15 protein-coding genes are annotated in these 13,501 nt (G+C 37.3%); all 15 read right to left on the bottom strand.

Features of this window, described 5'->3' with window-relative positions; genetic code table 11:
• Nucleotides 1-21: 21 nt before the first annotated feature.
• Complete coding sequence (pheT, locus tag Q9317_RS06245) at nt 22-2,427, bottom strand: phenylalanine--tRNA ligase subunit beta (RefSeq protein WP_003099989.1); 2,406 nt, start codon at nt 2,425-2,427, stop codon at nt 22-24.
• 15 nt (nt 2,428-2,442) lie between these two features.
• Entirely contained in the window at nt 2,443-2,967 is a 525-nt protein-coding gene (locus Q9317_RS06250) for a GNAT family N-acetyltransferase (RefSeq protein WP_003099991.1), read from the bottom strand.
• Nucleotides 2,968-2,979: 12 nt separating this feature from the next.
• Complete coding sequence (gene pheS / locus Q9317_RS06255; protein WP_003099992.1) at nt 2,980-4,023, bottom strand: phenylalanine--tRNA ligase subunit alpha; 1,044 nt, start codon at nt 4,021-4,023, stop codon at nt 2,980-2,982.
• Nucleotides 4,024-4,314: 291 nt separating this feature from the next.
• Nucleotides 4,315-5,178: a DNA/RNA non-specific endonuclease gene (locus tag Q9317_RS06260; RefSeq protein ID WP_305981528.1), complete on the bottom strand. Its 864-nt coding sequence runs from the start codon at nt 5,176-5,178 to the stop codon at nt 4,315-4,317.
• 30 nt (nt 5,179-5,208) lie between these two features.
• Nucleotides 5,209-5,397, bottom strand: a complete 189-nt coding sequence (locus tag Q9317_RS06265) for a DNA-directed RNA polymerase subunit beta (RefSeq protein WP_003099995.1) — start codon at nt 5,395-5,397, stop codon at nt 5,209-5,211.
• Nucleotides 5,398-5,400: 3 nt separating this feature from the next.
• The gene (murA, locus tag Q9317_RS06270) at nt 5,401-6,672 is read right to left on the bottom strand and encodes a UDP-N-acetylglucosamine 1-carboxyvinyltransferase (protein ID WP_003099997.1); all 1,272 of its coding nucleotides are present in this window, start codon (nt 6,670-6,672) and stop codon (nt 5,401-5,403) included.
• Nucleotides 6,673-6,737: 65 nt separating this feature from the next.
• Entirely contained in the window at nt 6,738-6,974 is a 237-nt protein-coding gene (locus Q9317_RS06275; RefSeq protein ID WP_071794729.1) for a DUF1146 family protein, read from the bottom strand.
• Between the two features lie 75 nt (nt 6,975-7,049).
• Nucleotides 7,050-7,466 carry a F0F1 ATP synthase subunit epsilon gene (locus Q9317_RS06280; RefSeq protein WP_003100001.1) on the bottom strand — a complete coding sequence of 139 codons (417 nt, stop codon included), beginning with the start codon at nt 7,464-7,466 and terminating at the stop codon, nt 7,050-7,052.
• Nucleotides 7,467-7,478: 12 nt separating this feature from the next.
• Complete coding sequence (atpD, locus tag Q9317_RS06285; RefSeq protein ID WP_305981529.1) at nt 7,479-8,885, bottom strand: F0F1 ATP synthase subunit beta; 1,407 nt, start codon at nt 8,883-8,885, stop codon at nt 7,479-7,481.
• A 115-nt stretch (nt 8,886-9,000) separates the two neighbouring features.
• Entirely contained in the window at nt 9,001-9,876 is an 876-nt protein-coding gene (locus tag Q9317_RS06290; protein WP_003100004.1) for a F0F1 ATP synthase subunit gamma, read from the bottom strand.
• Nucleotides 9,877-9,894: 18 nt separating this feature from the next.
• Complete coding sequence (atpA, locus tag Q9317_RS06295) at nt 9,895-11,400, bottom strand: F0F1 ATP synthase subunit alpha (protein ID WP_003100006.1); 1,506 nt, start codon at nt 11,398-11,400, stop codon at nt 9,895-9,897.
• Nucleotides 11,401-11,415: 15 nt separating this feature from the next.
• A complete protein-coding gene (locus Q9317_RS06300; RefSeq protein WP_003100008.1) occupies nt 11,416-11,952 on the bottom strand; it encodes a F0F1 ATP synthase subunit delta in 537 nt (178 codons plus the stop codon).
• Entirely contained in the window at nt 11,952-12,446 is a 495-nt protein-coding gene (gene atpF, locus Q9317_RS06305; protein WP_003100011.1) for a F0F1 ATP synthase subunit B, read from the bottom strand. Before atpF ends, Q9317_RS06300 begins: the two co-directional genes overlap by 1 nt.
• Nucleotides 12,447-12,460: 14 nt before the next feature.
• Nucleotides 12,461-13,174: a F0F1 ATP synthase subunit A gene (gene atpB, locus Q9317_RS06310; protein ID WP_003100013.1), complete on the bottom strand. Its 714-nt coding sequence runs from the start codon at nt 13,172-13,174 to the stop codon at nt 12,461-12,463.
• A gap of 104 nt (nt 13,175-13,278) precedes the next feature.
• Nucleotides 13,279-13,476 carry a F0F1 ATP synthase subunit C gene (locus tag Q9317_RS06315; RefSeq protein ID WP_003100014.1) on the bottom strand — a complete coding sequence of 66 codons (198 nt, stop codon included), beginning with the start codon at nt 13,474-13,476 and terminating at the stop codon, nt 13,279-13,281.
• Nucleotides 13,477-13,501 lie beyond the last annotated feature (25 nt).

Raw genomic sequence — 13,501 nt, forward strand, 5'->3', positions numbered from 1 at the left:
ACAAAAGAACACTTCTTATTTTTATCGAATTTGTGCACCAAGCTTTTCTTCAAGAACTTTGGTGATTTTTTCCATGTACTTAGCCACTTCTTCATCTCTTAAACTGTCATTTGGATTTTGGAAGGTTAAATTATAGGCCATTGATTTTTTCCCCTCTTCAATCTTATCACCAGCATAAACATCGAAAAGTTTAATAGCAATCAAGTGCTTAATTGAAAGTGAGTTAATACTATCTAAAATATCCTGATGGCTTGTTTTCTCATCCAATAAAAGAGCAATATCACGAGAAACAGCTGGAATTTTTGGAATCTCTACAAAGACATTAGAGTCTTTTAGGGCTTCTTCAATAGCTGTCAAATCTAGCTCTGCAACATAAGTTTCAGGAACATCATAGTCATTAGCAATTTGAGGATGAATTTGACCAAGAAAACCAATGCTATTGCCTTCTAGAAGGATTCTAGCCGTACGGCCTGGATGCATACTTGAAAGAGTTTTATCAGCTTCATAAGTGACCTCTAAATCAAGCTTTTCAAAGATAGCTTCAAGAATTCCCTTAGCATAAAAGAAATCTACAGCTTGCGCTTGTGTTTGGAAATCTTTCTGCGTCACCAAGCCCGTGATAGCAAATGAAAATGTGTCTAATTCTTGTGGCAAATCTTCTTTCGGATTATTAGTTTGGGCAAAAACTTTTCCAATTTCATAAATAGCAAGATTTTTTTGCTTGCGAGCAACATTGTAAGCTAGGGTATCAAGCATACCAGAAATCATATTTTGACGTAAGGCAGACCTCTCATTAGTCATTGGCCACATCAGTTCCGTTAAATGCGATGGTTTAATCGCAAATGCTAATGCCTTTTCAGGGGTTGTTAGGGCATAAGAAATGATTTCTGTTAAACCAGCACCTTCTGCAATGCTACGAATCTTACGACGCAAACTTTGACTGAGGGTTAATTCTGCTGCAGTACCACCAGCTTCTGCTAGGGTTGTTGGCAACTGATCATAACCGTATATACGAGCAATTTCTTCAACTAAATCTGCTTGAATGCTAATATCCCAACGGCGTCTTGGAATTTCAACTGTAAAGGAAGAGGCTGATCCAGAAATACTAAAACCAAGTTTTGCGAAAATAGCCTCAATATCAGAATAGCTTAAAGCTGTTCCTAAACGAACATTAACGTAGTCTAAACTTGTTGAAACTGTAACCGGATTGCTTGGTAAGTGACCTGCTTGAACCTTACCTGAAAGCACTTGTGCATTCGTTAATTCTTGAAGCATTGCTGCTGCAAAATCTAAAGCATCTAGGACAGTGTCATGGTTGACACCTTTTTCAAAACGAGATGAACTTTCAGACCGCAAATTCAAACGTCCAGAAGTTTTACGAATTGATTTGCCATCAAAAACGGCAGCTTCCAAGAGGACAGTTTGAGACTGATTATCAATCTCAGTCTCTTTACCACCCATGACACCAGCAAGAGCAACAGCTTTATCATTGACTGAAATAACAAGATCCTCAGTAATTAAATCACGCTCAACACCATCAAGTGTCACAAGTTTTTCGCCTTGACGGGCATGACGAGCAACAACTTTCTGAGCCTGGAATTTATCAAAATCAAAAGCATGCATTGGTTGACCAAAGTAAAGTAATACATAATTAGTGACGTCAACAACATTATTGATAGGACGAATACCAGCATTCATCAAAAGATTTTGTAACCATTGTGGACTTGGTGCTACAGTCACATTTTTTACCAAACGGCTAGCATATGTTAAAACCTTGTCTGATTCAATAGCAACTTCAACTTCTTGCTCTGTCTTTTCTTCTACTTCTACTAATGATTTTTCAGGAAAATGTACTGATTTACCATAAATAGCAGCCACCTCATGGGCAACACCACGCATTGATAAGGCATCCGCTCTATTAGGTGTAATGGATAACTCAATCATTTCATCATCTAAACCAAGATATGGGAAAATACTATCACCTGCTTTAGCCTCAGCAGGAAGGATTTGAATACCTTCTGAAAATTCCTTTGGAATAATAGATTCAGACAAGCCAAGTTCTTGTAAAGAACAAATCATGCCTAGGGATTCCATTCCACGAATTTTCCCTTTTTTAATTTTATAATTATCTGCAATACGAGCGCCAGGAATTGCAACAATGACATTAATGCCTGCTGTCACATTTGGAGCACCACAAACAATTTGACGTGGTTGGTCATCACCAGTGTCCACCTGACACAAATGCAAGTGTGTCTCTGGAACATCCTCACAAGAAATAACATGACCAACAACAAGTTTTGATAACCCTTCTGAAGGGACTTCTACCCCTTCAACTTCAATACCAGTTGTTGACATTTTTTCAGCCAATTCAGCACTTGTCACATCAAGATCTACTAACTCTTTTAACCATTTGTAAGATACTAACATTTCTTCTCTTTCTTTCTATTTTAGGGATTTTTTCATTAGCCAATCAGTGTCAGTCTTATCGCCAACAGTGAAGCTGTGTTCTGCAAATTTCTCAAAACCATATTTTTGGTATAAGGATTGAGCCTTTACATTATGCTCCCAAACGCCTAACCAAACCCAATTGAACTCAGTTGCTTGCGTCATTTGTAATGCATATTCAAAAAGGTATTTGCCTAATCCTTGTCCTTGAAATTCTTTTAAAATATAAATGCGTTGAATTTCAATTGCACCATCAAGTTCCTGCTCAGTCTGTGCAGAACCCCAATTTATTTTTAAATAGCCTACTGGACGACCATCTAACATTAAGAAATCGACCTCAGTTTCAGGATCATTTAACTCCGCCTCTAAAGTTGCTAAATTATAGGCCTTTTGATAAAAATCATTTAACTGCTCTAGGCTGTTATCGTGTCCAAAAGTTTCACCAAATGTTTTTATTGCTAACTCTTGTAATAGTGGCAACTCTGCATGGGAAACTTCTTTAATTCCAATTGTATAGGCCATTTAGTACTCCTCTTATTTAAACTGCTCAGAGAATCGAGCATCTCCTTGGTAAAAACCACGAATATCATTGATTCCATAGCGTAGCATAGCTATACGTTCTTGCCCCAGTCCAAATGCAAAACCAGAATAAACTTCTGCATCAACACCTGACATTTCAAGGACGCTTGGATGCACCATACCAGCACCCAAAATCTCAATCCAACCAGTCTTTTTACAGACATTACAACCGGCCCCACCACACTTGAAACATGACACATCAACTTCAACTGATGGTTCTGTGAATGGGAAGTATGAAGGTCTCAAACGAATCTTTCTGTCTTCACCAAACATCTTTTTAATAATCATCTCAAGAGTACCTTTTAAATCTCCCATTGAAATGTTTTTGCCTACAACTAAACCTTCAATTTGGTGGAATTGATGTGAGTGAGTGGCATCATCAGTATCACGACGAAAGACACGGCCTGGTGAGATCATTTTTAGAGGCCCTTTGCTAAAATCATGCTGATCAAGTGTTCTTGCTTGAACTGGACTTGTATGTGTTCTAAGTAAAATCTCTTCGGTAATGTAGAATGTGTCTTGCATGTCACGTGCCGGGTGGTCTTTTGGCAAATTCATGCGTTCAAAGTTGTAATAATCTTTTTCAACTTCAAAACCATCAACAATCTGAAAACCCATCCCCAAGAAAATATCTTCAATCTCTTGGCTAGTTTGTGTGAGGATATGTCTATTTCCTAATGTCATTTTACGACCAGGTAAGCTAACATCAACACTTTCTGCATCTAACTGTGCTTGAATTTTTGCTGCTTCAACAATTTTTGCTTGGTCATCAAAAGCAGTTGTTAAAACGTCACGCACTTCATTAACAAGCTTACCAACAAGAGGTCTATCTTCTGGGCTCAACTCTTTTAGTCCTTTTAAGAGTTCTGTCAAAGAACCTTTTTTTCCTAAAACAGCAACTTTCAAGTCTTGTAATTCTTTACCATGATTACCATTAAATTCCTGTAATGCTGCTAAGGTTTTTGTTTTCAGTGCATCTAATTGTGCTTGTAAATCCATTTAATTCCCTTTCTTATCTAAACCACAAAAAAAAGCGTGTCAAAACTCCATCTATGCGGAGCGTTGACACGCGGTACCATCCGTTTTCATCTGATTAATCAGACCTTAATTACACGTCATGTGTGAGTGAATTCCTAACTGTTTCATCAAGAAGGCTTACAGTCTACGGCCCTCACTCCCTGCTAATTTCCCAATTAGTACTAGTCTCACTGACTATTATTCAATTAGTATTATTTTATCAAAAATTAGTCTTCTTGACAATCATTATCTTAGGTGAAATCCTAACTTGAATTAGTGACTGACTGTTATTTGTCCTGTTTGATAGTCAACTTCTAGACCTTTTTGAACATTTGGCACAAAAACGTTAAATTCTAAACTGCCGTCATCTGATTTTGCTTCTAAATGGCTTCCACTTGCTAATATATTATCAGCCTCGTAAATGAGGGTAACACGGTAACGGACACGCTTATTCTTGTCCAATGCACGTCTGATTTTTGTTTCATAATAATTTTGGCCAGTGGAATCACTATCCATCGCTTGGTTAGCCCAGGATAATTGCGTTGCTATGTTATCGCTATTGCTTGTAGAGGCATCAAATCCTTTAAGACCTCCCACTAAAGCATAGCCTAATAAATGCCCACGGTCCACAGCGTGATCATATTTTCCTGATAAACCATGAATCTGGTGCCAACCAGCAGGTTTCCAATAAGAGTAGCCATTTCCGGTCTCGTTTCGGTCTCGGTATTGCCTTGTTGATTTGGCAAGTAAAGCATTGGCGACTGTTGGAAGCTTTTTCCCTGATAAGAGTCTGGTTTGATTGTGAGCATAGGGAGCACTGTATACTTTTGCATCCAAATTGGTACTGTTATCATTGATGACAAATGCACCATTACCATTCCACTCAACTTTCGAACCAAGTTGTCTTTTTACTTTTTCTGTTAAAACCGAAGATGCCAAGGCATAACTTGGTGTATCAGGATTGCTTGATTCTTTTTGGCTAGTTTGATTGGAAGCTCCCATCACTGATTGATAAAAGGCTCGAATAGGATTATTCTCTTCCCCTTCTTTACTATCAATCAAATAGAATAAGCCAACGAGCACAAGCAGAAACAATAATAGATTGATTTTTTGACTTTGTTTTGTCTTTGGTGACATTCTTCTCCTTATAGAAAAAGTAGGCAAAGCCTACTTTCCAGTAAATTTATGTAATAATTCCGTCCACTTATCTATTGATAAAATAGATAAAGGATCACGACCATCTCCCATGAAACTATAGCCAATCATTAAACCTATAGCTAAGAATAGGCAAGCTAAGACGGCTACCAGTAAAATGAGACCCATTTGCCTAAGCACATATTTCCAACCCACAGCCATTTCTTAGTCCTCACTCATACGTGTAATGCTTGCACCTAATTTTGCAAGTTTTTCATGGAATTGGTAATAGCCTCTATCTAGGTGAGTTAGTTTTGTAACAGTGGTTTTCCCTTGAGCAACCATCCCTGTTAGAATCAATGCTGCACTAGCCCGTAAATCTGTTGACATGACAGGAGCACCTTGTAATTCAGCACCGCCATGAATCATTGCTGTATCGCGAAGGATTTCTGTTTGTAATCCCATACGACGCATCTCTTCCAGATGTTGGAATCGATTTTCAAAGACGGTCTCAACCATTGTTGACTCCCCCTTAACAACTGCCATAAGTGCCGTAAATTGGGCTTGCATATCTGTTGGGAAACCTGGATGTGGTAAGGTTTTAACTGAAACTGGTTTTAGATTTTTAGTTTGGGATTGCACACGAATACCATTTTCTTCTTCAGTGACTGAGACACCCATTTCCATTAATTTTGAAATTAATGGACGGTTATGTTCCCAAACAGCATCTTTGATGAGAACGTTTCCTGATGTCATAGCTGCTGCTACCATAAAGGTACCTGCTTCAATTCTATCTTGAACAACGTCATGTTCAACACCTTTTAGTTTGTCAACACCTTTAATGGTTAACGTTTCAGTACCTGCACCTTTCACAACTGCTCCCATTTTATTAAGTAGCTGTGCTAAATCAACGATTTCTGGTTCACGAGCTGCATTTTCAATAACAGTTGTACCGTCAGCAAGTGTTGCTGCCATCATCAGGTTTTGAGTTGCACCAACTGATGGGAAATCCATATAGATATTAGCCCCTTTTAAGCGTGATGCTGTTGCAGTGATATCCCCTGCAGATTGAGTGATCTTAGCACCCATTGCTTCTAACCCTTTTAAATGCAAGTCAATGGGACGACTTCCAATGGTACAGCCCCCTGGCATAGATACTTTTGCATGACCGTTTCTGGCAAGAATAGGACCTAAAACGACAATAGAAGCACGCATTTGGCTAACATACTCATAGGGTGCCTCATCCAAGATATCACCTGATGCATCAACGATAACTTGATTAGATGCTTCTTTAAAATCTACTTTAATATCTAAGCCTCGAACAACGTTATTCATTGTGTAAACATCCGATAAAATAGGAACATTATTTAAAACAGTTTTCCCTTCAGATGGAAGAATTGTTGCAGCTAAAAGTGGTAATACGGCATTTTTAGCCCCTTCAATAACGACTTCTCCTGCTAATCTTGTATGTCCACCCTCAATAATAATTTTATCCACAATTTTCTCCATTTCTGATTGGCAATATAATAGTAAAATTATATCATAATTCTAACTTTCGAGCTTCATTTGAGCACTAAAAAGAGGGATTGACTCATTTGAATCAATTCTAACATAAAATGGCTTACCATAAAGCCCATAATAATAGCAAGGAAAAAAACAAAGAGTCTGACTCTGCCAAAGTTGTCTCTGCTATTTCTGATTATTTTAGTCCAGTCAAAGAGACTAATCAGAAGTTGATAGCTAATACCTATAAATAGGAGGTGACTTGTAAGTTTTAATAATTGATTAATATAGTCCATACCCCTATTATATCAAAAGTCTGACAAATGGAAAAACATTTCAAAAAAAATAGGCTCTTAAAAAGAGTCCCATTTTTATTTTGTACCAACACTGATACGGTTTAATGCACGTTGCAATGCAATTTCTGCCCGTCTTGCTTCATTGATATCTTTTTTAGATTTTGCTTCTTCAATTTCACGCTCTGCTCTTTGTTTAGCACGCTCTGCACGACTAATATCAATATCACTTGAACGTTCTGCTGAGTCCGCTACAATTGTAACAAGGTTATCTTTTACTTCAATAATACCACCATTGATGGCAATCCAGTCAACATGGGTATCGTTGTCTGTTCGACGAATTTTCATTTCATGAATAACAAGTGGTGCAATCATATTAATGTGTTTAGGAAGAATTCCCATCTCACCATCTGGTGTTTTTACTGAAATAAATTTGGCATGATGGTCATATTTTAAGCCATCTGGTGTCACAACTTGAACAGTCATTTGAGCCATTCTTATACCTCACTAATAACCCATTGATTTTGCTTTTTCAAGAACCTCTTCAATTGGTCCAACTGAACGGAAAGCATCTTCAGGAATATGGTCATATTTCCCGTCAAGAATTTCTTTGAAGCTACGAACAGTATCTGCAACAGGAACATATGAACCTGGTTGACCAGTAAATTGTTCAGCAACATTGAAGTTTTGAGATAGGAAGAATTGAATACGACGAGCACGTCCAACAAGCACTTTTTCGTCATCTGACAATTCATCCATCCCTAAAATAGCAATAATGTCTTGCAATTCACGGTAACGTTGCAAAATACGTTGCACCTCAGTTGCTACTTCATAATGGTTTTTACCTACAATCTCAGGTGTCAAGGCACGTGAACTTGATGCCAGTGGATCAACCGCAGGATAAATCCCCATTTGTGTCAATTTACGTTCCAAGTTTGTTGTTGAATCTAAGTGAGCAAATGCTGTTGCTGGCGCTGGGTCAGTATAGTCATCAGCTGGTACATAGATTGCTTGAATAGAGGTAACCGAACCTTTTTTAGTCGATGTAATACGTTCTTGTAATTGTCCCATTTCAGTTGCAAGGGTTGGTTGGTAACCAACGGCTGAAGGCATGCGTCCCAAAAGGGCTGACACCTCAGAACCTGCTTGAGTGAAACGGAAAATGTTGTCGATGAATAAAAGAACGTCTTGTCCTTCCACATCACGGAAGTATTCCGCAATTGTTAACCCTGTTAAGGCAACACGCATACGTGCTCCAGGAGGTTCATTCATCTGACCAAAAACCATTGCTGTTTTTTCAATAACACCTGATTCCTTCATTTCCCAGTAGAGGTCGTTCCCTTCACGAGTACGTTCACCTACACCGGCAAAAACTGAAATACCACCATGTTCTTGAGCAATGTTGTGGATCAATTCTTGAATAAGAACGGTTTTACCAACTCCGGCACCACCGAAAAGTCCAACTTTACCACCTTTAAGATAAGGTGCAAGTAAGTCAATAACTTTGATACCTGTTTCAAGAATTTCTGATGATGTTGATAGTTCATCAAAAGCAGGCGCTTTTTTATGGATTGGTTGACGCTCTGCATCTTCTGCAAATGGCTCTTCCAAATCAATGGTTTCACCAAGAACATTGAAGACACGTCCAAGAGTTTCTTTACCAACTGGGACACTAATTGCACGTCCAGTATCAAGAACCTCTAATCCACGAGTAAGCCCATCAGTTGATTCCATAGCGATTGTACGAACCATGCCATTACCCAATTCAAGAGCAACTTCAAGAACGACTTTTTGTTTTTGTTCGCTATCTTTATAAACTACCAATGCATTATTAATCTCAGGAAGTTTGTCACCAGTTGCAAAAATTACGTCTACAACAGGACCAATAACCTGAGCAATTTTGCCTGAGCTCATTAATTTCTCCTTATTTAGTCAAGATAGAATAAGATTTTAACTGATGAAAATCTATTCTATATAAATGTTTTAATAGTTATGATAATACCGATGAATACTATCAATGCTAATCCCATTACTCCAGTGCATTGGCACCTGCCACAATCTCAGTAATTTCCTGAGTAATTGCGGCCTGACGTGCCCTGTTATATTGAATCGTTAATTCATCAATAACGTTTTCAGCATTGTCAGTTGCAGTTTGCATTGCCGTCATCCCTGCTGCATGTTCAGCAGTTTTTGCATCAATTATCGCCGCATAAATAAGACTTTCTGTAAACTGAGGCAATAATTGATTTAAAATAACATCATAATTAGGTTCAATTTCAAAGCCAACAAGTGCTTCTTCATTTGCTTCTTCATCAACTAAATCTGAAATAGGAAGCATTTGTTGAACACGGACTTGGCTTGTCAAACTGTTAACATGATGGTTATAACAAACATACAATTCATCGAAAATCTCATTTTGATATAATTCAACAGACTGTGAAATGATTTTTCCAACATCCTCAAAAGATGGTTGGTCTGAAAGTCCTCTCAATTCAAAGGACACATTCATGCCACGACTTTTGAAGAAATCAGAGCCCACACTTCCAATGGAAATAATAGAGTAACTCCCATCAGCATGGTATTCCTCAATCATTTCCATGACAGATTTCAGAATCTTAGAATTATAAGCCCCAACAAGGCCTTTATCAGAAGTCATCACAATGTAACCTGTTTTTTTAACTTCTCTATTAGCCAACATAGGGTGTCTTGACTCTGAACCATTATTGTTTTTGACAAAATCTGTTGTGATTTTTCTGATTTTTGAAGCATAGATTTGAAAATCACGCGCTGCTTGTTCTGATTTGACAAGTTTTGCAGATGATACCATGCGCATAGCACTAGTAATCTTGCTTGTTTTTTCAGTTGAAACAATTTTTGCTTTTATTTCACTTAGAGAACCTACCATATTATAGTCCTCCTTTTACTATTCAAAACTGATTTGATTTTTAAAGGCTGAAATAGCAGCGTTCAATTCTGATTCATCTGGAAGATCTTTTGTCGTGCGAATTGTCTCAAATAAATGAGCATAGTGCATGTCAAAATAATCATACAAGGATTCTTCAAATTGTAATAAACTGTTTACTGGCACATCATCTAAGAAGCCACGTGTTAATGCATAAAGAATAAGCACTTGTTTTTCAACAGCTAATGGCTTATGCAATGGTTGCTTCAAGATTTCAACTGTACGACGGCCACGGTTTAATTTGGCTTGAGTTGCAGCATCTAAATCAGAACCAAATTGCGTAAAGGCTTCAAGCTCACGATATGAAGCTAAGTCAAGACGCAAGGTACCAGCAACTTTTTTCATTGCTTTAATTTGTGCTGAACCACCAACACGTGATACCGATGATCCTGCGTCAATAGCTGGTTTAATACCTGCATTGAAAAGATTTTCTTGTAAGAAAATTTGCCCATCCGTAATTGAAATAACATTTGTTGCAATATAGGCAGAAATATCACCTGCTTGCGTTTCAATAAATGGTAAGGCTGTAATAGAACCACCACCTAGTTCATCAGAAACTTTTGCAGAACGTTCTAACAAACGGCTATGTAAGTAGAAAACATCCCCTGGATAAGCTTCACGCCCTGGAGGACGACGAAGTAAAAGTGATAATTCACGATATGCTACTGCTTGTTTTGATAAATCATCATAAACAATCAAAACATGCTTACCATTGTACATAAACTCTTCAGCCATAGCCACACCAGCATAAGGTGCAATAAAGAGTAATGGTGATGGTTGTGATGCAGAGGCAGTTACAACAATTGTGTAATCAAGAGCACCATATTTTCGCAATGTTTCAACTTGTGTACGTACTGTTGATTCTTTTTGTCCAATAGCAACATAGATACAAATCATATCTTGCCCTTTTTGGTTCAAAATTGCATCAATTGCTACAGATGTTTTACCTGTTTGTCGGTCTCCGATGATTAATTCACGTTGCCCACGTCCAATTGGTACAAGTGCATCAATTGCCTTCAAGCCTGTTTGAAGTGGCTCAAAAACTGATTTACGTTGCATAACACCTGGAGCAGGTGCTTCAACAGGTCTAAATCCACTTGTTTTAATGTCGCCCAAACCATCAACAGGTTGTCCAAGAGGATTAACCACTCGACCAATAAGAGCTTCACCAACTGGTACTTCCATGATTTTACCAGTACGTTTAACAACATCTCCTTCACGGATTGTTGAAAAATCACCTAAGATAATGATACCTACGTCTGTAGACTCCAAGTTTTGAGCCATCCCATAAGCACCATTTGAAAATTCAAGAAGTTCTCCACTCATGACAGTATCTAAGCCACGAGCGCGAGCAATACCGTCACCAATATAGGTAACGACACCAGTTTCTGTGACATCGAAATTTGGCTGGAAGTTCTCAATTTGCTTTTTAATTAAAGCGCTAATTTCTTGTGCATTAATTGCCAAAAGTCACACCACTTTCTATATTAATTTAGATTTTAATTCGTGTAATTGCCCTTTTATACTTGTGTCTAGGACTTTATTATTAACCTTAATAATAAAACCACCAAGTATTGAGGGATCAATCTCTTCAATAAGACGATCTGTTTTACAACCAATTTTTTTAGCAACGACAGATTGCACACGACTTTTTTGCTCCTCTGTTAAAGGAACTGCGGATGTTACATAAACATCATATTCATTAGTAACTTGAGTTATGTCATCTAAAACCAGTGTCAGAATTGCTTTTAAGTAATTCTCACGTTCATTATAGATAATAAGCTCAAGAAAATTGTTCATATATACTGAATTAGTATCCTTAAGTAACCTTACAAGATTAGCCTTATCTTTTTGTTGTAGAGCATAACTTGACAAGATGTAATCAAGATTTGTTGCTTCAAATGTTTCTAACAAGGCCAAAATATCTGACTTTAACTGATTAATTTGACCATGTTCATTTGCAACCTCAACAAGGCTTTTTGCATATTGCTCAACAAGAGCCTGCTCTTTTTTTGTCATTAGGCTTCTCCTAAATCATCAAGGTAAGCATCAATCAGTTTACTTTGAGCATCTTTATCAAGATTTGCTCCCATAATTTTCTCAGCTAATTGAATGCTTAGTTGAGACATTTCTGCCTTCACATTTTCAAAAGCTTCAGATTTACTTTGTTCAATATCAGCATGCGCTTTTTCTTTCAAGCGTTTTGCTTCACTATTAGCTTCTGCGATTAATTGATCACCTTTTGTTTGACCAAGATCCTTAGCGGCTGTGATAATTTGACTTGCTTCTTGCTTTGCTCCTGCCAACTCTGTCTCGCGTTGTTCTGCAAGCTTCTCAGCAGTAATTTTAGCTGTTTCAGCACTATCAATATCATTTGCTATTTTAGTTGAACGTTCTTCTAAAATTGCTGTAATGGAACCCCATGCAAATTTTCTCAGTAAAAGATACAAAACAAGAATTGAACCTGTTACTAATATAAAATTCCCAATAAGTTCACCCATTGTTAATTCCATTTGGTTCTCCTTTCTTATTCCTCTTCTTCATTAACTTTCTTACCAAGATACATTGATGTTAGTTTAGTAAATACGTAAGCTTGAATACATGATATGAAAATAGAAAACACGGTCCATACCAGATTCAATACTAAGCTCACTGGGAACAAAGCTACATTAGCTTGTAAAATTTTAAGAATCAATCCCATGACCACTTCACCAGCAAAAATATTACCGTAAAGACGTAAAGCTAAAGATAACACGTTTGTAACTTCTTCAAGTAAGTTCATTGGTGCCATAATACCAGGTGTAACGAGGCGTTTAACATAAGCTTTAAAACCTCGTTGACGAATTCCCTCAAATTGACAAATGATTGAAATCATAAATGATAATGAAAGGTCAAAACCAATATTAGCAGTTGGCGATGTCCATAAATTCATCTTATCTAATGTTTCAAGTTTTGTCATAAGGCCAATATTATTAGCAACCATTACAAATAAAAAGATACAGAAAAAGAAAAGGGAATATTGTTTTCTAAAAGGCTTTTCAACATGCTCATCTGTGACACTTGAAATAAAATCCAAGAGCATTTCCAAAACAGTTTGTTTCCCTTTAGGTCTTACCGACATATTCCGACTAGCAGAATAAACAAATGCAAAAACAAGTACAATGACAATCACACACATGGCAAGCAGGGTCAAATTAAAGGTTACTGGACCTAATGTCAGTGTTGGAGTAATTTCTTCCAACTCTTTCCCTCCTTTGTTTCAATACTCAAAAATCCATAATCCCTTTTAGAGGTATTATCAGATTTCTATTGAATGCTCCATTAATTTTAAAATAAGGTTTAACTTTATTTTAAAACAAATGCCATCGCAAGTGTAACGAAGAATGTTCCCTCGATAAAGGCAATACCTAAGATAAGCAATGAACGAAGTTCTTTAATAATTTCAGGTTGACGAGCAGCTGATTTAAATAGATTTGCCATCAAGTATCCCTCTGAAAGTGATACACCAAAGCAGGCAAGTGCTAATGCAAAAATTGGATTCATAATAGAATTCTCCTTCAAAAATTTT

The sequence above is a fragment of the Streptococcus iniae genome (genome assembly GCF_030732225.1).
GTDB lineage: Bacteria > Bacillota > Bacilli > Lactobacillales > Streptococcaceae > Streptococcus > Streptococcus iniae.